We start from the raw sequence: 22,951 nt of genomic DNA, 5'->3' as shown, positions 1-22,951 counted from the left end.
CTCGTTGAACCTTTGTCTTCCGGAAAAACTTCATGGTGTAAACCTTTGGTAGTGGAAGAACTTCGGCAAGACCCTCGGGTGTCTTGGTCGGCCTGAACTTGGTTGGCCAAGACTCGGTGACGTCGACGAGATACCTTGGATCCGGGAGTGCCTTGATCAATCACAACTCATGGGAATCAACGCCGATTTCCCGGGTAATGATGGATCGCATCGCTCGCGAGGGGCGGGCCTCCGCTGCGACTGCGGAGACCCTTGTGTCGTTTGATTGCGCTGAGGTCGTAGCCTCACCGGGAGAGACTGTGGTCGCGAACGGCCCGATCCGAAACAAGAATTCGCCAGGGATCGTGGCGAACCTCGAATTCGATGGCGACGCGATGCGACGCCCTCGCCGGGCGGGGATCCCGGTGGGAGTTCTCACCGTTTGAGGAAGGGGGGGCGTGAGCGGAGGAAGCCGAAAAGCGAGCTTTGCCTGGAGCTTTGCTCGCCCGCGCCGGCATTCTTGCCAGGAAGGATGCGGAACGTTTGGCCAAGTCGGGTGGTGAGGTGTCGGCTTGGAGTTGCGGTATCGCCGAGAGCCGATCCGATTAGATCGCCTCGGCGAGCCGCCGTTCAGAGTTGACGAGTTTCCGTCGCAACCGGCTCAGACGCACTCTCAAGACGTCGGCATCAAGGCCCAGTTCGCGGGCGGCCTCGGCCGTGCTGTAGCCCTGGAGGCGAAGCTCGACCACGCGACGCTCCGTGCCGTCGAGTCGATCCATCAGGTGGCGGAGCTCGTCGTCGTGCTCGACGACGACCGCGGGATCGTTGCCGTGGGTGTTCGCCTCGATCGACGGCCAACTGCCCGAGGTGACGGCCTCCGTGGTCAGCCGGAGCCGGCGTGACTGGATCCGTACGCACTGGGCGGCCTTGCGCCTGACCATCGTCAGCACCAGAGCCAGGAGTTGCTCGGGACGCGAGAACGCGAACTTGTTGGCACGCAGGCCAACCAGCAGACTCCGATGGATCGACTGCACCAGGTCCATCGAGTCGACGTGAGGCCTCAAGAGCGGCCCCAACAGAACCCGGGCCGCGATCCTGACCTCGGCCTCGTACTGGCCCGCGAGCTCGGCGAGGGCTCGTTCGTCCCCGCTTCGGGCGCGGTCGACGAGAACGGAGAATAACGTGTGAGAGGATTCATCCATGGGGGGTAACAGATGAATTATGGATCAACATCTTCACGACATCGTGATTGATGGTTTAGAATACACCGGCCTCGGGTGGTTCGCAAGGAACCGTCGTGCAATGTCACCCATTTTATCTGGTTGGCTGAATTTGATCGCGATGACCGACGGGTCGTCGGTGGCCGACTCGTGGACGCAACGCCGGCTTTGATTTGTCAGCAGTGCGGCCTTTTTAAGCGGTGAAACGTGGGTTCAAGTCTCATTCCCGGCGAGCGAGAACGGCAGCTCCGCGACCTTTGCGCGGCGCTGGGGAGGCGACTCCGCGCGGGTGAGGCGTGCCGGGTGGAAGTTTATCTGGATCAACATCCGCATCTGGCCGAGGACGAAGACGCGGTCATTGAACTGCTCTATGCCGAGTATGTGGTCCGCGAGGAGGTGGGGGAACCGCCCACGGCCGAGGAATGGTACGCCCGTTTCCCTCGGTGGCGGGACCGGCTCGGCCGGCTCCTGGAGTTCCACCGGCTCTTTGAGGAGGACGAGGAAGGTGAAGGAGAGGGACCTCGTCGCGCAGAGGAGGCGGGGGCCGAGAGGGGGGGAGTCACGCCTGGGCCCCAAGGCCGCGTCCTTCCTCCGGTGGGCCCGTTCGAGTTGATCGAGGAGATCGGTCGCGGCGGGATGGGGGTCGTCTACAAGGCCAGGCAAGCGGCCTTGAACCGGATTGTGGCGGTGAAGCTGATCCTGGCCGGGGGGCTGGCGGGGCCTCGGGAGCGAGAACGGCTCCGGTTCGAGGCCGAGGCGGTGGCGAGGCTCCACCACCCCAATATTGTTCAAGTCTATGAATTCGTGGAAGAGGGTGACCTTCCCTATATTGTTCTGGAATATGTGGAAGGGTGCAACCTCGCCGAGTTCCAGAGGCGATCGGAGCGCCGGCTGGATTGGTCCGCCCGGCTGATCGAGACCCTGGCCCGGGCGATTCACCACGCGCATCAGCGGGGGATCGTGCACCGCGACCTGACGCCGGCCAACGTGCTGATCGCGGCTGACGAAACGCCGAAAATCTCCGACTTCGGCCTGGCCAAGTCGCTCGCCCAGGAGGGCTCAACCTCGTTGAGCGGGTCATTCCTCGGGACGCCCCGCTACATGGCGCCCGAGCAGGTGGCCGGCCACTCGCGCGAGGTCGGGCCGCCCGCCGATATCTATGCCCTGGGCGCGATTCTCTACGAGCTCCTCACGGGGGTGGTGCCGTTCCGGGGGACCTCGCCGCTCGAGACCCTGCGCAAGGTCTTGGAGGATCTGCCCGAGGCGCCGTCCCGGGTGCGGTCCGACGTGCCGGCCGACCTGGAGACGATCTGCCTGAAATGCCTCGAACGCGAGCCGGGCCGCCGCTATCTCTCGGCCGCCGACCTGGCCGAGGACTTGCGGCGGTTCCAAGCGGGCGAGCCGATCCGGGCCCGGCCGATCTCGATCGGGAGACGCTTGCTCAAGTGGACCCGGCGGCGGCCCGCGGAAGCGGCACTGGCAGCCTTGGTCGTCACGGCCGTGGCCGGCATCCTGATCGCGGGCTTCTGGTCGAATGCCTGGCTGGTGCGTCATGGCCTGGCGCTTGAGGAGGCACTGGCTCGCGAGCAAAGGCAGGCCGCCGCCGCGCGTCTGGCGCAGAGTCGGGCGGAACAGAACGAGCGGATCGCTCACCGCCACCGGCATAGCTCGCGGATCAAGTTCGCTCAGCAGGCGTGGGAGGCGGGGCACGTCGAGCTCGCCCAGGAGCTGCTCGTCAACGATCGCCCCGAACTGGGGGAGGGTGACCCACCGCGGTTTGAGTGGTCCTACCTCCACCGCCTTTGTCATCGCGACTTCACGCTCCTCTGGGGCCACACGGCCTCCGTCTACAGCTTGGCCGTCACCCCCGATGGCCGAACCCTCGCCTCTTACGACTATGAAGGGAATGTTCTGCTCCGTGACCTCGCCCCCAGCCGGCCTTGGGCCGCGCTCCCCGCCTCTTGGGTGCGGATTGCACCCAACACGGGAAGCGCCTCGGACTCCGCGGGTTGGGGCGACCGCGGAGTGGTCCAGCTTCGCGACGTGTTGACCAGGAACCGCTGGACTTTGCCGGCTGGAAACGTCGGGATCGTCAATTTTCTCGGTTTTTCGCGTGATGGAACCACGTTGAACGTTTGGGATCAAACGCGACCTGATGCGTCCGATCCTCGTGCGCGCCGCGACCTCTCGATGAGGTTCGACCGGCAGGCGCCGGGCCGTTTGGTCCCGGCAGTCTCCTCCGTCGCCTATTCGCCGGACGGCCGGTTCTTGGCCACGTACGGCCCCAATCGCCCGCTGACGCTCCGTGACGCCGCGACGGGCCGCGAGCGGACGCGACTTCGCGGAATGGATTCGCAGGTCCACTACCTGGCCTTCTCCCGCAACGGCGAGCGGCTGGTCGCCAGTTTCGACGACGACGGTCTCGCGGTCTGGGAGACAGGTTCCGGGCGACTCGTCCAGGTCTTCAAAGACCATAACGCGACCGTAAGTCGGATTGCGTTCTCACCCAACGGAACGACCTTGGCGGCGCTCGAGGGGGATCGGGATGTGGTTTTCCGCGACCTGGCGACCGAACGCAAGTGGGCGGTTCCGTCCGAAGACAAGGGTGATGTCCTTGTGCTCGCGTTCGCTCCCGACGGTCGGACCTTGGCCTTGGGGGGCGAAGGAGTTCCCTTACGCGTCTGTGACGTGGCGACCGGGGAGGAACGGGCTCGTTTCTCTCGTCCGATCGGCAACGTCCGCTCTTTGATGTTCACGCCTGACGGTCGGACCGTGGTGATCGGCGGAGACGACCCGCGGGTTCGGCTCTGGCACCTCGCCCCGGCGCTTGAGGACTCGTCGCTCGCGGGACACTCCGCTGAGACTTGGTCGCTCGCCTTCTCCCCCGACGGTCGGACCCTGGTCTCGGGCAGCGATGACAACACGATCGTGGTCTGGGACGTGGCGGAACGTCGGAAGCGGGCGACGTTGCGCGGGCATTATTCCACCGTCAGCGCCTTGGCCTTTTTCCCTGACGGCCGAACCCTGGCGACGGTGGAACTCGGCCAGCACGTCAAGCTCTGGGACGTGGAGCAGGGCCGTGAACTCGCCACGCTGGTCGGACATATCGATCGCATTCGATCGGTCGCGATCTCGCCGGACGGGAAAACCGTGGCCTCGGCGGGCAGTGACCTCTCGATCCGGCTCTGGGACGTCGCCTCGCGGACCTGCCGCGCGATCCTCGAGGGGCACCAGGATACGGTCAGGGCGCTCGCGTTCTCTCCCGACGGCCGCATCTTGGCCTCGGCGGGAAACGACAAGTGGGTCATCCTCCGGGATTCGACCGGCGGCCGCATCCGGCGTACCTGGAAATCGGGGAGTGAGATCAGCTCGCTGGCGTTTTCCCCCGACGGGACACGATTGGCCCTGGGGGGCGAGGACCGAAACGTGACGATCTGGGACGTCGCCGACGGCCGGCACCTGGTCACGCTCCGCGGGCACCTCAGCAAGGTGCTTGCCGTGGGCTTCTCCCCCGACGGCGAGACCGTCGCCTCGGCCGGAGAGGACCGGACCGTGCGGCTCTGGGACCCGATCACCGGTCAGGAGCGGCTGACCCTCAAGGGGCATCTGGCGAAGGTCAACGCCGTGGTCTTCTCGCCCGACGGTCGATACCTGGCCTCGGGCAGTCACGACGGCGCGGTGAAACTGTGGCAGGGGCCCGAGGAAACTCAGCCACGAGGGAGAGAAGGAAAACCTTGAGCGATCTCTTGAAGCTCTGGGAATTCGGTATGTATGGGACGTGACTGTTGATGTGTGAGTGATCGCTGATTTGTTTATGCGTTGATGGGCGAGGGGAAGCTGGACCTTCGAGGTTCAGAAGTAGACTTGCATGCGGAGCCAGAACAGGTCGCTTGTCTTCTGGAGGCTGGGGCCGGGGCGGTAGATGACCGGCTGAGCGAACATGGCGTGCTCCCAGTCAAAGTAGATCTTGACGAACTTGTTCAAGTACCAGTTGAAGCCAACATCCGTCATCTCGGTCCGGTTGGTCCAGAGGTTCGGATCGGCCAGGCCGGCGGTGAACACCCGGGAATTGAGGTCGAGCTCGCTGTAGCGAGCCGTCAGCTCGAAGGCGCCGAGGCCGAATCGCCCGGGGCGGAGATCGAAGGGGTGGATCGGGTCGATGAGGGTACGGTCGCGGATCGTCTCTCCGGTGACGATGTAGCCGATCTGGGCGAACCAGCCATTGATTGGGATCCGGGTTGTCGACCCTTCCGCTCCCTTGGCATAGCTCTCGTAGCCCCCTTGCCACGCCCCCAAGAGCGTGAGTCCACGGTAGTAGTAGGCCGTGTGGAGTTCCCAGAGCGCTCGAGGGCCGCGTTCCCGGACGTCCGAGTTGAACGCCAGGAACGGCAAGGTGGCGGCGTTGCTCGCCGAGGTGCTGCTGGCTCCGGCGGCCGAAGGCGCCGAGTTGGTTCGCAATACCCCAGGGATCGTCGACTGGTCCTCGTGCCCGGCGTTCACCGAACCGCCGAACTGCAAGTCGCGAAGTAAGAAGTCGTCCTCGCGGTGGTAGAACGGTTTGGCGTTGAGGAAGGCCATGACGTCCTGGCGGTTGTTGAACGGCTGATAGGAGTTTCGCTGGGTGTTGAACGTCCCCACGGCATATTCGAGGCGTTGTTCGAACAGATTTCCCCAGCCCATCAGGCCGAACCGCCGGTTGCCCTCGAAGTTGTTGGCGAAGAGCGACCGTTCCGGCGCGAGCAGGTCCCAGACGTGGATCCGATACCACTCATACGTGAATGGTGACTTATAACGACCCAGTCGCAGTTGAAACCGCGGGTCGTAGTTGAAGTTGAGGTAGGCATCGAGCAGGTTGACCGTGTCGAACGTGTTCTGAACGGAAACCTCATACTGAATGGGTTTGCTCAGGTGCCCTTCGAAGTAGACGCGGGTCCGAGGGTTGTAGAACCCGCTGCTGACGGGTCCCTGGTTCGGCTGCTGGTAGATTCGCGACTCGACCTGGGACATCATGCGGATGCCGAGCGAGATCTCGTCGTCCTCGGTCGACCAGATAAAACCGTCGTTATCGAAGTCATAGCGCGACTTGAGCGCAAGCTTACCGCGGTGGCGATTGCCCACTTCCTGGGCTCGTCCGGTGACCGTGGGGTCGCCGCCCGAAGCCTTCGACCCTCCGCCTGCGCTCGGTGGTTGGTCGTTGGTCGATCCACGACCCGAGGGCCCGGATCCCGCGGCCGGCGTCGCGCCGGCCGAGCCGGGGGCTGCCGTGCCATCTCCGACTGAGGTGGCAGGCTTCTTGATCGCACGCGACAGATCCTCAACCTGCTCCGTGAGCCGCTGATTCGCCTGCGAGAGATCCTCGTTCTGCTTCGTCACGTGGTCGAGGCGTTGCTCCATCTTGCGGAGGCGATCGAGAAGTTCTTGTTGCAGATCGGGAGTCGGAGCGACCACCTTTGCGGGATCGTTTGACCTTGGCGCCGCAGGAGCTGGCTCCTGCCCCCGAAGGTTTCCAGGCCCACAGGTGAGGATCACGCCCAAAATCGCAAGCGAGATCCCGTAAAGCGGGTTCGACTCTTTACGTCGGATCATTTGGGTTCTCGTCTATCCCCAATGAGAACAAAGTTCGACCGCTGAGGGGAGCGTGATCCGCATGGCCGACGGTTGAGAGTCAACATCAAGCCGCCGAGGTTGGGGCGCTCAAGCGATGACGGGCGATCTGTCTGACGGGGTGGACGGGACGATCTGCGGGAATCTGGAATCGGCGACGCGAAACCGATCGCCTTTGCAGCGTGATTCAAACTGATTATCGTGACAAGACGGCGACAACTTGAGGAAAATGCGGATCGCGACAACATGTCTGCTTTTCGGGACTGTAGGGTTCGCGGCATGTTCGGTGCCTGGGCCTGTCCGTTTGGCCGGGACGCATGCTCTCAAGCTGAGTTTAGTTGCTTCTCAAGTTTGATGATGTTGGGATTTATTGGTCTAAGCCGTTAGTCTCGGTTTTCATTGATTTTCTGATGCGCGACCGCGGGGATGTAAAGGCCGGTGGGTGCCACGGGTTGTACTCAACCCGTGAGCGATCGCCCCGGTTTTTGGCTCACGGGTTGAGTACAACCCGTGGCACCCAGGGTTTGCATATCATTCAATACAAAGAAAGTTTAGGCCCGCCTTTAGGAAGCAGGAACCAAGCGATTGGTTCCGCTTCAAGGTGGGGGCTCGGTCGACTTGGGCGGGGATCCCTCGTGTTTCACGCCGCCAAACCCTTGGATGACGTAGAAGAAGACGGGCGTCAAGAAGATGCCGAACGCGGTCACGCCGAGCATGCCGCTGAAGACGGCTTGGCCCAGGGCCCGGCGCATCTCGGCGCCGGCGCCTTGAGAGACGACGAGCGGAACGACGCCGAGGATGAAGGCGAGCGAGGTCATCAGGATCGGCCGGAGCCGCAGGCGTGAGGCTTCCAGGGTCGCCTCGCGCCTTGATGCGCCGGACTCCTGCCGTTGCTTGGCGAATTCGACGATCAGGATCGCGTTCTTGCTCGCCAGGCCGACCAGCACCACGAAGCCGATCTGGGTGAAGATGTTCACTTCCATCTGGGCCAGGCTCACTCCCACGATCGAGCAGAGCAGGCACATCGGCACGACCAGAATGACGGCCAAGGGGAGCGACCAGCTCTCGTACTGCGCCGCCAGGACCAGGAAGACGAGGATCACCGCGAGCGCGAAGACGTACATCGCGGTATTGCCCGCCTGAAGCTGCAAGTAGGTCAACTCGGTCCAGTCGATCGCCATCGATCGGGGCAATTCCTTGCCGGCGATCTCCTGCATCAGCGCAATCGCCTGTCCCGAGCTTGTCCCCGGCGCGGTGTTGCCGATGATGGCCGTGGCCGAGTACATGTTGTAGCGCAAGACAGAGACCGGCCCGCTGATATTGCGGGCGGACAACAGGGTGCCGAGCCGGACCATCTGCCCTTGAGCGCTTCGGACTTGCAACTGCCGGATCGCCGGAACCCCGGCGCGGAACCGCGGATCGGCCTGGATGTTCACCTGCCAGGTCCGGCCGAACTCATTGAAATTATTGACATAATAGGACCCGAGATAAAACTGCAAGGTGCTGAAGACGTCGCTGACCGACAGGCCGAGGGCTGCGCACTTGGTTCGGTCGATGTCGAGGTAGAGCCAAGGGGTATCGGTCCGTGAGCTGTTGAAGAGGCCCTGCAAGCCTCCTGTTTTGTTGCCTCGCCCGACGATCTGATCACTGACGCGTTGCAAGGTCCCCAGGCCGAGATTGCCGCGATCTTCGATGATCAGCTTGAAGCCGCCGGTCGTGCCCAGGCCGTCGATCGGAGGCGCTCCGAACGCCGACACGACGGCCCCGCGCACCTCGCGTCCACAGCGCTCGCGCAACCTCGCGGCGATGGCGTCGGCCGTCAGTGTGGGGCCGCGCCGCTGGGCGAACTCCTTGAGCATCACGTACAGCGAGCCCAGGTTCGGCGCGTTGGCGTTCAGGATCAGCGACTGGCCGGAGATGCCCACCGTATGCCCGACCCCCGGCGTGTCCCGGGCCAAGGCCTCGATGCGGGCCATGACTTTCTCGGTCCGCTCGACCGACGCGGAATCGGGCAACTGCACGTTGAGCAGGAGATACCCCTTGTCCTGTTGCGGGATGAAGCCTGTCGGGGCGTTCTTGAATTCCCGGTACGTCACCACGAGCAGGCCGGCGTAGACGAGCAGGGCGATGCCGCTGACCCGGAGCAGGCCGCCGACCAGACGCGTGTACCATGCCGTGCCGGCGCCGAAGACTGCGTTGAACAGGCGGAAGAACCAGCCGAGCAGCAGGTCGAGCAGTCGGGTCAACGGATCGGGATGAGCGTCACGTGGCTGGAGCAAGATCGCGGCCAAGGCTGGGCTGAGGGTCAGCGAGTTGAAGGCGGAGATCACCGTCGAGACGGCGATCGTCACCGCGAACTGCCGGAAGAACTGGCCGGTGACTCCCCCGAGAAAGGCACACGGAACGAACACGGCGCAGAGCACCAAGGCGACCGCGATGACCGGCCCGGTCACCTCGTCCATGGCACGATAGGCGGCATCGCGTGGCGCGAGCCCCTGCTCGAGCCAGCGCTCCACGTTCTCGACGACGACGATGGCGTCGTCGACCACGATCCCGATCGCCAGCACCAGGCCGAATAACGAGAGGTTGTTCAGCGAATAGCCGAGGGCCGCCATGACGGCGAACGTCCCCACGATCGCGACCGGGACGGCAATCAAGGGGATCAAAGCGGCCCGCCAGTTCTGGAGGAAGACGAGGACCACGATCGCGACCAGGATCACGGCGTCTCGTAACGTGTTGAAAACCTCATGGATCGACTCGCTGATGAAGGGCGTGGTGTCGTAAACGATCCGGTAATCCATCCCTTCGGGGAACCGGGTCTTGAGCTCCTTCACCTTGGCGTAGACCCCGGCGGCGGTGTCCAGGGCATTCGAGCCGGGGAGTTGATAGACCGAGAGCGCCACGGAGGGCTGGCCGTCCAGGGTGCACGACTGGTCGTACTGCTGCGATCCGAGCTCGACGCGGGCCACGTCGCGTAACCGGACGATGCCCGTCGTCATGGCCTGGGGGACGCCCTGAGCGTTCTGGCTCCCTTGTGCGTCCGCGCTCGTCTGGCCGGTCGAGGCTTCGGGAGCCGGCTGCGTCCCTGGCTGACTGGGACCGGCCTTGAGGATGATGTCGCCGAACTGTTCCGGCTCGGTGAGCCGGCCCAACGTGTTGATGGTCAACTGGAATTGCTGACCTTTGGGGACGGGCTGCTGGCCGATCTGCCCGGCGGCGACTTGCAGGTTCTGCTGGTTGATCGCGTTGACCACGTCCCCTGCGCTGAGGTTGAGCGCCGCGAGCTTGTCGGGGTCGAGCCAGGCCCGCAGGCTGTAGTCGCGCTGGCCGAGGTAGGTGATCCCGGCGATGCCGGGGAGGCGTCCCAGCTCATCCTTGATGTAGATCGTCGCATAGTTGCTGAGGAAGGTGCTGTCGTACCGGCCGTCCGGCGATATCAGGTTCACGATCATCATCGTGTTCGGAGACATCTTTTTGACGTTGATGCCTTCGCTCTGGACCAGTGCCGGGATGACCGGCTGCGCCAGCGAGACCCGGTTCTGGACCAGGACCTGCGCCATGTCTGAGTTCATGCCCAGCTTGAAGGTCACAGTCAGATTGTAGACGCCGTCATTGGTGCACTGCGACGACATGTACATCATGCCTTCGACGCCGCTGACCTGCGCTTCGATGGGCGCGGCCACGGTGTCGCGCACGGTCTGGGCGTTGGCCCCCGGGTAGAGGGCCGTCACCAGGACCGTCGGCGGTGTGACGTCGGGATACTGGGCCACCGGCAGCGTGAACACGGCCACGCCCCCCGCCAGCACGAAGATGATCGACAGGACGGAGGCGAAGATCGGCCGGTCGATGAAGAATCGCGAGATCATGACCGTGAATCTCCACTCGTGGCTCGGACTGCCGGGGCGAGGCGCCTTCGTCGATTCCGTCGCTGAATCTTGAAAACCAGAAATGCGGCGAGGACGCCCGCTCCGGCCCCCACCAAGGGCACCCAGGCCGGATGAACGACATCGATCCGCCCCAGCAAGAGGACGAGTGTCAAGCAGGCCAGGCCGACGAGCAAACTGGAGTAGCTCCAGCGCATCGTGCCGCTTGCGAACAGCCGGGTCGCGCTGACCCCTTGGATCACGTAGAAAAAGACCGGCGTGAGGAAGATCCCGAACAGGGTCACGCCGAGCATGCCACTAAAGACGGCGGTTCCCAACGACCGACGCATTTCCGAGCCGGCCCCCTCGGCGATGACCAGGGGGACGACGCCGAGGATGAACGCCAGCGACGTCATCAGGATCGGCCGGAGTCGGAGCCGCGACGCTTCCTGGGTGGCCTCGAACCGGGGCCGGCCCTCTTGCTGCATCTGCCTGGCAAACTCCACGATCAGGATCGCGTTCTTGCAGGCCAGGCCGACCAGCACCACGAGGCCGATCTGGACGAAGATGTTGACCGCCGTGTGCGTCAAGAGCACACCGACCACCGAGCAGAGCAGGCAGAGCGGCACCACCAGGATCACGGCCAGCGGCAACGACCAGCTCTCATAAAGCGCGGCCAGGGCGAGGAAGACGCAGACGACTGCCAACGCGAAGACGTCCATCGCGGTGTTGCCCGCCCTGATTTGCATGAACATTAACTCGGTCCATTCCGTCTTCATGGATCGGGGCAGGGTCTTGAATGCCAGGCTGTCCATCAGGGCGATTGCGTCTCCGGAGCTTGTCCCTGGCAGGACGTTGCCGGTGATGGGTGCGGCGGTGGCGAGGTTGTAGCGGGTGACGAAGACGGGACCGCCGATTTCGCGGACCGCGACCAGGGTGCCCAGCGGGACCATCTCGCCCCACTTGTTCCGGACCTTGAGCAGGTTGATGTTTTCGAGTTGTGCCCGGTATTCGCCCTCGGCCTGCACGGTCACCTGCCAGTAGCGGCCGAACTCGTTGAAGCTGTTGACGTAGAGCGACCCGAGGTAGATCTGAAGCGTCTGGTTCACGTCGTCGAGCGACACCCCCAGGGATTCGACCTTGGTCCGGTCGATGTCCATATAAAGCTGGGGCGTGTTGGAGCGGAACTGGGTCGAGATTCCGGTCAGGCCGGGCTGGGTTCGCAACGCCTGGGTGAGGCGGTCGGTGTTGCGCTGGAGGTCCGAGAGGCCGAGGCCGCCCCGGTCTTCGACCATCAGCTTGAAGCCGCCCGCGACGCTCAAGCCCGGGATCGGAGGCGCTCCGAACACGGTGACCTGGGCATCCTTGACTTCTCGGGCCCAACGCTTCCGGAGCCGGGCCATGATCGCCGTGTCGCGCCGGTCGGGGTGCTTCCTCGCCTCGAACGGGTCGAGGATGACGAACATCGAGCCGAAGTTGGAGCCGCTGGCCGAGAGGACGAACGACGTGCCCGAGATACTGATCGTGTGTGCCACCCCTGGCGTCGCGCGGGTGATCTTCTCGATTTGCGCCATGGCGGTCTCGGTCCGCTGAAGCGACGCGGAATCAGGGAGCTGAATGCCGATGATCAGCCGCCCTTGATCCTGCTCCGGGATGAAGCCGGTGGGGGCCTGGACGAACACCCAGTAGGTCAAGCCGACCAGCCCGCCATAGGCGAGCAGGACGAGGAGGCTTAACCGCAAGAGCTTGCCGACCGCCCAGGAGTAGCCGGCGGTCGCGGCGCTGAAGAACCGGTTGAACAGCCGGAAGAACCAGCCGAGCAGGGCGTCCAGCAATCGAGTCAACGGGTCCTTGGGGGCGTCGTGCGGCCGAAGCAGGATGGCGGCCAGCGCCGGGCTGAGCGTCAGAGAGTTGAAGGCCGAGAAGACGGTGGAGACGGCGATCGTCACCGCGAACTGCCGGAAGAACTGGCCGGTGATTCCACTGATGAACGCGCAAGGGACGAACACCGCGCAGAGCACGAGGGCCACCGCGACGACCGGGCCGGTCACTTCGTCCATGGCCTTGCGTGTGGCCTCGAGCGGCGAGAGCCCCTGTTCCAGCCAGCGCTCGACGTTTTCGACAACCACGATGGCGTCGTCCACCACGATCCCGATCGCCAGCACCAGGCCGAACAGGGAGATATTGTTCAGCGAGAACCCGATCGCGGCCATGACGGCGAAGGTGCCGACGATGGCGACGGGTACGGCGATCAGCGGGATCAGCGCGGCCCGCCAGTTCTGGAGGAAGGCGAGCACCACCAGCCCGACCAACACCACCGCCTCGAGCAGGGTTTGCACCACCTCCGCGACCGACTGGCGGATGAACGGCGTGGTGTCATAAGAAATCTGGTAGTCGACCCCGTCGGGGAACCGGGTCTTGAGCTCGTCCATCTTACTCCGCACGCGTTCGGCGATCTCGAGCGCGTTGGTCCCTGGGAGTTGGCGGACGGCGAGGCCCACCGACGGCCGGCCGTCGAGGCTGCAAGACTGGGTGTAGTTTTGCGCCCCCATCTCGACGCGCGCCACGTCGCGGAGGCGGACGATACTGGCCGACGGCCGCCCTGGTCTAGGGCCGGTCAGTGCGCTGTTGACGGGGCTGTATCCCAGCATGTTCTGGCTTGTTGCGGTGTTGATGGAGAGCCCGCTCATCCCTCCGCCCGCCGCCGCTCCCCCCGTCGTCCCGCCGCCTCCGGTGGTCCCGCCCCCGCCGGTGGTTCCGCCGCCTCCGATGGTCCCGCCCCCCAGGACTCCGGGACCGAATGGGGAGACGCTGAACGGTTCATATCCCGAGATGACGCTGTTCGTCGTCGTGACCAGGCTGTTGGAAGTCGGGATCTGGCTGGTCGTGGGATTGAGGCCGGTAGTCGCGCCCCCTGGGGGAGGGCTGCTGCTGGTTTGCACGCCTGGGCTCGTGGTCGGTCCCGCTCCGGTCGTCCCGATGATGGGCGAGAGATTGGGGATTCCCGGGGTCGGCATGCTGCCGTTGCCTTGGGAAGGCGCCGTGGCTCCGGCGGAGGGCAGGGCGGGGGCGCTCAGGCCGCCAACTTTGACGATAATCGCGGCGAACTGATCCGGATCGGTGAGCCGGCCCAGGGTGTCGACCGGCAATTGGAACGATTGGCCTTCGGGGGCCGGTGGCTGGCCGATCTGTCCGATCGCCGATTCGACGTTCTGGCTCCGGATGGCGTTGGCCACCTCGAGCGCGGTCATGTTGCACGCCGCCAGCTTTTGCGGGTCGAGCCAGGCGCGGATACTGTAGTCGCGCTGGCCGAGATAGGTGATGTCCGAGACCCCGTCCAGTCGCAGCAGTTCATCTCTGACGTAGATGGTGGCGAAGTTGCTCAAGTAGAGGTCGTCGTAACGTCCGTCCGGCGAGCGGAAGCTGACGATCATCAACAAGTCGGGAGTCTTTTTCTTGATCGTGATCCCTTGCCGCTGGACCGAGTTTGGCAACTGGGGCAGGGCCAGCGCCACCCGGTTCTGCACCATGACGAGCGCTGTGTTCAGGTCGGTGCCGATATCGAACGTGACTGTCAACGTGTAGGAACCGTCGTTGCCCATCTGTGAGGACATGTAAAGCATGCCCTCGACGCCGTTGACTTGCTGTTCGATCGGCGCGGCGACCGTGTCCGACACCACCTGCGCGCTGGCCCCTGGGTAGCTGATTGAAACCTGGACCGACGGCGGGGTAATCGGGGGGTACTGGGCGATCGGCAGGGTCAGCAGCGAGATCGCGCCGGTCAGGACGATGATGATCGACAGGACTGACGCAAAGATGGGTCGATCGATGAAGAAGCGAGAGATCATCGATGAGGAACCCCCTTTGTGAGAACGATCTCCAAACTTCTGAGGCGAGCGAAACTCCCATTCTCAGGTAAGCGGAGGGCGTGCTCTCCCGCTTTTTTTCAACGACCCGATCCAGGGCTAAGCCGTTGGTCTCGGTTTTCTTTGATTTTCTGATGGGTGACCGCGGGGATGCAAAGGCCGTTGGGTGCCACGGGTTGTACTCAACCCGTGAGCGATTGCCCAGGTTTTTGGCTCACGGGTTGAGTACAACCCGTGGCACCCGGGAATTGCGCATAATTCAATGTTATGGAAGACCATGTCCACCTGTTCAAGAAGCCTCTCGGGACGCGTTCCTACGGTCCCCCGCGGGAACGAGGGGGATTCCGCGCTCTATGGCGGGTCGGTGCTTTTTTGGGGATTTGGTTTGGTCGCCGGCGTCTTCTCTTCGGTCGGCTGGCCGAGCAATGGCATGGGGATCCGCTCCGGCTGGATCCGGAGTCGGGGGCTGACTTGTTGCAAGCCACCGACAACCACCCACTCGTTTCGTTGGAGGCCGTCGACGATCACGCGGAGGCCGTCAGGTTGGAGTGGGCCCGTGGTGACGCGGCGGTACTGGATCTCGTTCTTGGTGTCGACCACGTAGACGTACTTCAGCCCTTGGTCCGAGGCAATCGCCCGGTCGATGATCAATAACGCCGGATGCGGTTTTCCGATCGGCAGGCGGATCCGTACGAACATGCCGGGCGACAACAGCCGGATGCCGCCGTGGGGCATCGGATTCGGGAAAACCCCGCGCACCGAGATGCTCCCGGTGGTCGGGTTGACCTGGTTGTTGACGAAATTGATCACCCCTTGATGCGGAAAACCGTCCTCGCCCTGCAGACCCATGAGGACCGGCAGGTCCACGCCGGGCTGGGGCGGGTTGAGCTTCCCCTGGTTGATCGCCCTCCGGAGCCGCAACAGGGTTGGCTCATCCACGTCAAAGTAGGCATACATCGGGTCTTGGGAGACGACCGTGGTCAGCAGCGTCTGGTCCTGGTTGACCAGGTTGCCGAGCGTCAGGTAGTAGCGGCTGACGTGGCCGTCGATCGGCGAGGTGACTTTCGTGAAGTCATGATTGAGTTTATAGGCTTCCATGTTTTTCTCGAACGCCTTGACCCGGGCATCGGCCTCTTCTACCGCCGCGAGGTCTTGTTCGAGATGCTCCTGGCTGATCGAGTTGGGCACCCTGACGTTGATCGCCTGGTCTCGCGCAAACACGATCTTGGCCAGTTTGAGCTGGGCGCGGTAAAGGTTGACCTGGCCCTCCGCCTGATCGAGCTGGGCCTTGTAGGGGCGCGGATCGATCACGAACAGGGTGTCCCCCGTCTTGACGTCCGCCCCTTCCTTGAACGGCATTTCGACCAGGTAGCCGGTCACCCGTGGGCGGATGTCCACAGCTTGAACCGCGTCGGTCTGGCCGGTGAAATCCGCGTACTCCGTGACCTCGCGTTCGATCGGCTGGCTGATCGGGATGACGGGTGGCTGGGGGGGAGCAACCGCGGTCGGCTGGTGTTGGCAGCCCGCCACCACCGCCAACCACAGGCCGGTGACCCCAAGGACGAGCGCGCGACGGTCGATCAAGGCTTGTCTCTCCTTCCCTGAGGCACGGGTCCGAGTCTTCCCTGTTGCCGATCTGGAAAAGAGTGCATTTTTCATTCCCTGGGACCGCGGGCGGGGCGCGCGCGGTCCCAGGATAATCCAGAAAATACTGATGTGGTTGTGTTTGGTTGCTGGATTGGGCGGATCTGACTCCTTCTTTCCGTCACTCTGGTCGTTGGGGCGAGGCGGTTGCGATCACGGTTTTTCGGGTCCGTCTTTGTCGGCGATGAACACGTCGCTGTGGGGGAACTTCTCGAACAGGGAGGCCGGCTTGCTGAAGTTAGTGGCCAGCACGTCGACCGGGTTCCCGGCGATCCACATCGACAGGTCGATCGTCTCGTAAACGCCGGTATTGAACCCGAGCAGGGCGCGGGACGGCGTGTCGCCGACGTTCTCGATCGAGTGCCCGTACCCTTGCGGGATGTAGCCGACGTCCCCTTTCTCGAGGATCTCGGTCCGGTATCGGCCGTCTGAGCCGAAGAGCGTGACGCTGACCTTGCCTTCAATGATGTACTGCCACTCGTCTGCGGTCGGGTGCCAGTGGAGTTCGCGCAGCGCCCCTGGATCGAGGTCGAGGATGACGCCCGTGACCGTCTTCGAGATCGGGAACCGGCTGGAATCGACCCGCCACTCGCGGCCCCCTTTGAAGATGCCGTGGGGGATTTGTGCGAGGAGCTCATACTTGTGCGTCAGCGGCGGTAGCTTGCGGCCGTGGAGCGGGGGGGCCGGCTCTTCCGGCGGCACGGCGCCGCGGGCGAAATAGACTTCCTCCTTGGGGAACCCGTCGAAGGCCGACTCGGGCAAGCCGAAGTTTTTGGCCAGGAGCGGCTTCGGGGTGTGACCGATCCAGTCGGTGATGCTGAAGGTGCCGAATTCCGAGAAATAGCCGTTGTCGAAGATCAAGATGAAGTGCGTGGATTGGTTCCCCAGGCATTCGAGCATGTGACCATGCCCGCGCGGGAAGTACCACACATCCCCCGGGCCGAAATCGTTGGTCTCGGCGTTCCCCTGCGGGTCGATGACGGTGGTTCGGACCCGCCCCTCGATCACGAACGCCCACTCGGCCGCGGTGGCGTGCCAGTGCAGTTCCCGCATGGCCCCCGGTTCGAGCCGCATGGAGACTCCCGCGATTCCCTTGGAGATCGGCAACTGCTTGACGGTGGCTTCCTTGCCGGAGCTGTTGCCGATCACCTTCCCCGTCGATTTCTCCAGGGCGAACTTAAAGGTCGGCAGTTCGTCTTCGGCGAGCAGGGGGTCGGGGACATTGTTCATGAAGCTTGGGTCGCCTGCCTCCGCCCGCTTGGTCCCGACCAGGGCCGCAGTTGTGGCGGCCGCGAACGCGGCCGCCCCTGCCAGAAAATCCCTACGCTGGAAGTCGGACATCCGGGAATCTCCTCTTCGAGAAAAGTGGGTGATCGAGTCTCCGGCTTCCCCGAGGTCGAGTCCAGAGGTTCGTTCCCGGAAGCTCCGTTAGTGGCGAGAGGCGGAGAGTGGTTTGCCTCCCGACGGAGAAATCCGGCCGGCGATCGAGACGGAACGCGATAAGAGGTCAGAGTTTAACGAGCAAAGATCCCGCCTTCGCTCGAATTCGGTGAACTCATCGAACGGATGCGAAGTTCCGAAGCCCATCAAGCGTCCGACGCCAGCGAGGAACGCCCAGACGAGCCCCAGAGCCAGAGGCATGAGTGCCATCCCGAGAGACCAAAGCACGAGTGTGAGCATCGTCTCGCATCCTTCCGCGGCCGCCCTTGCGGGGTCGGCAACCTGAGTTGAGTGCATCAAAGAGAAAAGGGCTCGCGTTGGGCGGGCCGCTCGCCCGACTCCGGGCAGGTTCCTGGGGCGTTCGCTCCTTGCCCCCTGAGGAGGCCTGCGAATAATGTCGAGGGAACCCTTCATTGTTTTTTTTCGAGGGGAGGGGGAATGGAGGCTGAGTTACCGTGTGCATTGACGCTGATCCTCGGGCGTGCTCGGGCCGGGGACGAGCACGCCAGGGGCGAAGTTCTCGCGCTCGTCTATGACGAGCTCCGCCACGTGGCCTCGCACCTGATGCGCCGGGAGCGGATCGACCATACCCTTCCCCCCACCGCCGTCGTCCACGAGGCCGTGATGCGGTTGCTGGGTGACGCGGTCTTCGATAAGGCCGTCGATCGGAACTATCTGTTCGCGTCGGCCGCACGGGCGATGCGCGAGGTGCTGATCGACCATGCGCGGCGGAGAGGTGCCGACCGTCGGGGCGGGGACTGGCAGCGGATGCCGCTGGACCAGGTGGTGGATTACTTTACGGACCAGGGATTGGATGTCGTCGCGGTCCATGAGGCTCTTGACCGGTTGGCCGAGCGGAACGAACGTCAGAGCCAGGTCATGACTCTGAGATACTTTGGCGGGCTCACCGTGCCTGAGGTCGCCGAGGCGCTTGGGGTCTCGGTGGTCACCGTCGAACGGGATTGGCGGCTCGCGCGGGCCTGGCTCGTCGGCCAACTTCGGGAGGGGGAGGCAGGATGACACCGGACCGCTGGCGTCAGATTGGGGACCTTTTCGACGCCTCGCTCCAACACGCCCCGCCCGAGCGGGACGCCTGGCTCCGGCAGGCCTGCGGCCAAGACGAGGATCTGCGGGCCGAGGTCGGTCGCCTCCTCGCCCAGGACGAACGGGCGGGTCAACACGTGTTCCTGCCGCCCCCCGAATTCGCGCCCCGGTCGCTTGAACGGACGGCGAGCTGGTCCCCTCATGACGACCGGCTTCCTCCGTGGGAATCCCATCACCTCGATCGTGTGAAGGCCGCGTTGGCGGAGGACACCGGCGGCTTCACCCCCAAGGCGGCCATCGTCGTGGGCTCGGCGCCGCCCCCGATCTCCGAGCCGCGATCGGTGGTGCGCGCCCGCTTGCGCGAATTACCGATCATCTACATCCTCCTCGTCGGGATGGCGACCCTTTGGAGAAGTACCGTCAGCGTGGGCGATCATGATTCCACGCTTTATTATCTGGATGTCATGGTGATCGTGATCCTTGGGGGCATCATCGCCCTGCTCTCGAGCCGGCAACCGCTTTCGCTCGCCTGCCTGAAGACCTTGGAACTGGGCATGATCGGGATGCTCGCGGGGCGTCTCGCCATCGTCCAGTACCGGCTGATGCTGGTGTTCTCGCTGCGCAACGACCGGATGATGGCCCAGCTCACGATGAAAAACATCGTCCTCCTCACTTCCATCCTCATTCTGACTTACGGGCTGTACGTCCCCAAGAGCTGGCGGCGGACCTCGCTGGTGGTGGGGCCGCTGGCACTGCTGCCGTTCGCGATCCTCTTCATCCTCGCCGCGCAGTACCCGGTGACGATGGGCTGGCTCTGGGAAGGGTGGCGGAGGAGTACGACCCACCGGATCTGGCTCTTCAGCTTCGATGCGATGATTCTCTTGATCCTGGCCGTGGGCTCCGCGTTCGGGGCCCGCACGATTTCCCAACTGCGCCGACAGGTGGCCGAGGCGCGACAGCTCGGCCAGTATCGCCTGCGGCGGCGGATCGGCTCTGGCGGCATGGGCGAGGTCTACCTTGCCGAGCATCAACTCCTCAAACGCCCTTGCGCCGTCAAGTTGATCCGGCCCGAAGATGTGGCCGATCCCCGCGCCCTGGCGCGGTTCGAACGCGAGGTTCAGCTCACCGCCACGCTCTCGCATCCGAACACGGTGGAAGTCTTCGACTATGGCAGGACCGAAGACGGGACTTATTACTATGTCATGGAATACTTGCCGGGTCTGGGCCTGGCGGAACTGGTCGAAAGGCATGGCCCGCTCCCGCCCGAACGGGCCGTCTACCTGTTGCGGCAGGTCTGCCTGGCGCTCCGCGAGGCGCATGGGGTCGGCCTGATTCATCGCGACGTCAAGCCGTCGAACATCATCGCCGCCCGCCGCGGGGGGATGGACGACGTGGCCAAGCTGCTCGACTTCGGTCTCGTCCGGCCGGCGGTGGCGGCGACCCCCCGCAGCTCCCAACTGAGCCGGGAGGGGCAGATCCTCGGGACGCCGCTGTTCATGTCGCCCGAGCAGGCGCGAGGAGGTCAGGAGCTCGATGAGCGGACGGACATCTACTCGCTAGGCGCGGTGGCCTACTTTCTGCTGACCGGTCGGCCGCCGTTCGACGAGCCGGACGAGATCGGAGTGATCATCGCGCACGCCCGCGACCCCGTGATTCCCCCCGCACAGGTTTGCGCCGGTATTCCTGAAGACGTCGATCGCGTCGTGCTGCGGTGCTTGGCCAAAGACCCGGCCGACCGGTTCCCGGACGCCGAGAGCCTGGAGCGGGCGCTGGGCGATTGCGGTTGCGCAGGGCAGTGGGGGCAGGCAGAGGCCGCCCGCTGGTGGCGCGGTGCGGAGGAAGCGGCGTTATCGACGCGCGTGTCTTGAGTCTGCGATCGGCTCGCGAAGCGATTGCTCGGGGGCTGGCGGGAACGATCAATGCGAAAGTGATTATGATGTGATTCTGCGTTGCGATGAAGTCGGCTTGAGGCAGGTTGTCAGAGGATCTTCGTCAGGACTTCGACCAAGGCGTCAATCCCCTGCGCGTCCTCATCAAAGCCTTCCGGTAGCGTGATGGAGAGGTGCGGATCGGCGAACGACTGCCATTGTTCCATCAATTCGTAAACGCCGGCCACACCATTTCCTTCGGAGTAGAGATACGCAAGACGCGAGCGGAAGGGCTTGGAGTAAAACTCCGAAACGTCTGCGCTGGTGATATTGTGAAAAGAAATAGCGAAATGGTTTTGATCTCGGTCGAGATAGAATGAGACGGGATATGCCACCCGTTGCTTGACGACTTTGAAATACTCGATATCGCCCCACGCGTTGATGTGCGGTTTCGACTTGCGCGGTAGTTTTTTCTTCTTTCTGACCACCGCCGTCACACACGAGTCGAAGCCCCCGAGGATCGGGGTGCCGACTTCGAATAACCGGGGCTCGCCTCGGTTTTCTCCGAACTCGGCGTCGATCGGGAGTGCGAACTCACCGCCATCGGGAAGGGCGATCACAATCGCTTTTCCCGTGTCCGAATGAAGGATCTTCGCCAGGGCTCTCAGCGCGGCAGGCGCGGAGGCGATGGGGAAGAAGAGTCGCACGCTGACATCAATCGACATGGGCTGGAATTTCTCCCGTGCTCCCCGGCCCGGTTCGGCCGGCGTCACCCTTGGCCGAGCTTTCATGCTACGCGCCCTTGGCCGATCGTCAACCCGATGATGCGTATGATCCTCGATGGAAATGGCGCGACTGCGGCGCTCGAAAGTGTGAACACGATGGCCATCGGGATTGGCCAAGGCTGTCGGACACCATGAATTTTGGCAAAAAGTTGGAAAGATCCTCGGGCTCGGTGCATGGTGAGGATGGAGCCACATCACACCCGAGGGCCGGAGATCAAATGGCGAACCGAAACGCATTGGCCGCCGGTCGTGATGTCCATACCCTGTTCCGGGTCGGGGCCGTCGGTGGGCTGACTGACGGAGAACTGGTGGAGCGATTCGTTTCCCGTCAAGAGGGAGGGGCTGAGTCGGCGTTCGCGATCCTGGTGGAGCGACACGGACCGATGGTCTGGGGGGTCTGCAATCGGGTTTTGAACGACCCGCACGCCGCCGCCGATGCGTTTCAGGCCACCTTCCTCGTCCTGGTGCGCCGGGCCGCCGTGATCCGGGTCGATGACTCGCTGGGACGCTGGCTGTACGGCGTGAGCCGTCGGATCGCGCTGCGGGCAAAACGGGCCACGGCCCGGCGTTCGGCACGTGAGGTCCAGGGTGTTGAGACGTTGACGGCTCCTGAGGCATCCCCCGCCCTGGAACGGACCGAATGGCTCGCGCGGCTGGACGAGGAGATCGGCCAGTTGCCAGAGCGGTATCGGGCGGCGGTGGTGCTCTGCGACCTCAACGGTCTGCGGCACGAAGATGCGGCCCGTCAGCTTGGTTGCGCCGTCGGGACCGTTGGCAGCCGCCTGGCGCGAGGCCGGGACCAACTCCGGGCGCGATTGATCCGCCGTGGGCTGGCTCCCTCGGCCGGCTTGGTGGCTGCGTCGCTCGCGGCCGAGGCCATCGCCGCGCCACTGCCGGCGCAACTCGCTCGACTCACCATCCAGTCGGCCACTCACGTCGCGATGAACCCGGCAACGTTCGCCGAGGTGGTCTCGGTGTCGGTCGCCTCACTCGCCGAAGGAGCGTTGAAGTCCATGGTCGCCACTCAGTGGAAAGTCATCGCGGTCGCCTTGCTTACCACCACCCTCGTTGCGGGAGGGACGGTGGTCCACGCTCTCCAGTCGTCGGGAACCCCCTCGAATGACGTCCATGCCAAAACAGGAACGAGCGAAACGCCGAAGGGATCGTCCCGCGAGGGACAGCCCCCAGCAACCACTCGACCCGACGCGGAACTGGCGGAGCAACTTCGCAACGAGATCGACCTCCTGGAGGCGCAACTGGCGAAGCAGAGGGGGGAAGTCGCAAAGGCGGAGGGCCAACGCAAGTTGGCGCTCGCGCACGTGGCGACCAACGCCCGCCTTAATGAAAGGAACCCGGGGATGGTTTCTAAGGAAGAAGTGGCGAGAGCGGAAGCTGGGGTTGATGTTGCCTTGGCCCAATGCCTGATCGCTACAGCCGAGGCCCGTGAGGCCGAGCTACCCTTGGTTCAGGCGAATCGTGCCAAGAGCGATCCCGAGCGTCTGAAAGAATACCTTGCACGCTCCCAAGGCGCCGGCACCTCGTCGCTCGATCGTCGGATCGAGCGCGTCGAGCAGAAACTCGATCAGATTCTCAAGGCTCTGAAGCCGAGCGGCCGGTGAGCCGGATTCAAGCCAGTTT

The 22,951-nt window shown here is 64.0% G+C and carries 11 protein-coding genes; 4 read left to right on the top strand and 7 right to left on the bottom strand.

What is annotated here, in order from left to right:
• Nucleotides 1-584 precede the first annotated feature (584 nt).
• On the bottom strand, nt 585-1,181 hold the full coding sequence (locus BUS42_RS18000) for an RNA polymerase sigma factor (RefSeq protein ID WP_074308472.1): 597 nt from the start codon (nt 1,179-1,181) through the stop codon (nt 585-587).
• A 225-nt stretch (nt 1,182-1,406) separates the two neighbouring features.
• Between BUS42_RS18000 and BUS42_RS17995 the strand changes: the two genes are divergently transcribed.
• Nucleotides 1,407-4,937 (top strand): serine/threonine-protein kinase, encoded by a 3,531-nt coding sequence (locus BUS42_RS17995; protein ID WP_074308470.1) that lies wholly within the window; start codon nt 1,407-1,409, stop codon nt 4,935-4,937.
• Between the two features lie 114 nt (nt 4,938-5,051).
• Here the strand turns inward: BUS42_RS17995 and BUS42_RS17990 are convergent, their stop codons facing one another.
• From BUS42_RS17990 to BUS42_RS17970, 5 genes are all read right to left on the bottom strand, one after another.
• Nucleotides 5,052-6,785, bottom strand: coding sequence for a porin (locus BUS42_RS17990; RefSeq protein WP_074308468.1), 1,734 nt, complete (start codon nt 6,783-6,785; stop codon nt 5,052-5,054).
• A 614-nt stretch (nt 6,786-7,399) separates the two neighbouring features.
• Complete coding sequence (locus BUS42_RS17985; RefSeq protein WP_074308466.1) at nt 7,400-10,669, bottom strand: efflux RND transporter permease subunit; 3,270 nt, start codon at nt 10,667-10,669, stop codon at nt 7,400-7,402.
• The gene (locus BUS42_RS17980) at nt 10,666-14,514 is read right to left on the bottom strand and encodes an efflux RND transporter permease subunit (RefSeq protein WP_074308464.1); all 3,849 of its coding nucleotides are present in this window, start codon (nt 14,512-14,514) and stop codon (nt 10,666-10,668) included. The genes BUS42_RS17985 and BUS42_RS17980 overlap by 4 nt, the downstream gene beginning before the upstream one ends.
• Nucleotides 14,515-14,883: 369 nt before the next feature.
• The gene (locus tag BUS42_RS17975; protein ID WP_254053591.1) at nt 14,884-16,116 is read right to left on the bottom strand and encodes an efflux RND transporter periplasmic adaptor subunit; all 1,233 of its coding nucleotides are present in this window, start codon (nt 16,114-16,116) and stop codon (nt 14,884-14,886) included.
• Nucleotides 16,117-16,329: 213 nt separating this feature from the next.
• A complete protein-coding gene (locus BUS42_RS17970; protein ID WP_074308462.1) occupies nt 16,330-17,517 on the bottom strand; it encodes a cupin domain-containing protein in 1,188 nt (395 codons plus the stop codon).
• 537 nt (nt 17,518-18,054) lie between these two features.
• Here BUS42_RS17970 and BUS42_RS17960 point away from each other — a divergent pair.
• Nucleotides 18,055-18,636: an ECF-type sigma factor gene (locus BUS42_RS17960; RefSeq protein WP_074308458.1), complete on the top strand. Its 582-nt coding sequence runs from the start codon at nt 18,055-18,057 to the stop codon at nt 18,634-18,636.
• The gene (locus tag BUS42_RS17955) at nt 18,633-20,528 is read left to right on the top strand and encodes a serine/threonine-protein kinase (protein ID WP_074308456.1); all 1,896 of its coding nucleotides are present in this window, start codon (nt 18,633-18,635) and stop codon (nt 20,526-20,528) included. Before BUS42_RS17960 ends, BUS42_RS17955 begins: the two co-directional genes overlap by 4 nt.
• A gap of 110 nt (nt 20,529-20,638) precedes the next feature.
• On the opposite strand, the gene BUS42_RS17950 is transcribed toward BUS42_RS17955, so the two are convergent.
• Nucleotides 20,639-21,253 (bottom strand): hypothetical protein, encoded by a 615-nt coding sequence (locus tag BUS42_RS17950; protein WP_074308453.1) that lies wholly within the window; start codon nt 21,251-21,253, stop codon nt 20,639-20,641.
• 278 nt (nt 21,254-21,531) lie between these two features.
• Here BUS42_RS17950 and BUS42_RS17945 point away from each other — a divergent pair, with 278 nt between their 5' ends.
• On the top strand, nt 21,532-22,932 hold the full coding sequence (locus tag BUS42_RS17945; protein ID WP_074308451.1) for an RNA polymerase sigma factor: 1,401 nt from the start codon (nt 21,532-21,534) through the stop codon (nt 22,930-22,932).
• The last annotated feature ends 19 nt before the right edge of the window (nt 22,933-22,951 follow it).

This window comes from Singulisphaera sp. GP187 (assembly GCF_900129635.1).
Lineage (GTDB): Bacteria > Planctomycetota > Planctomycetia > Isosphaerales > Isosphaeraceae > Singulisphaera.
The sequence above is the reverse complement of the archived record's forward strand: the minus strand, read 5'-3'. Positions and strand labels throughout refer to the sequence as shown.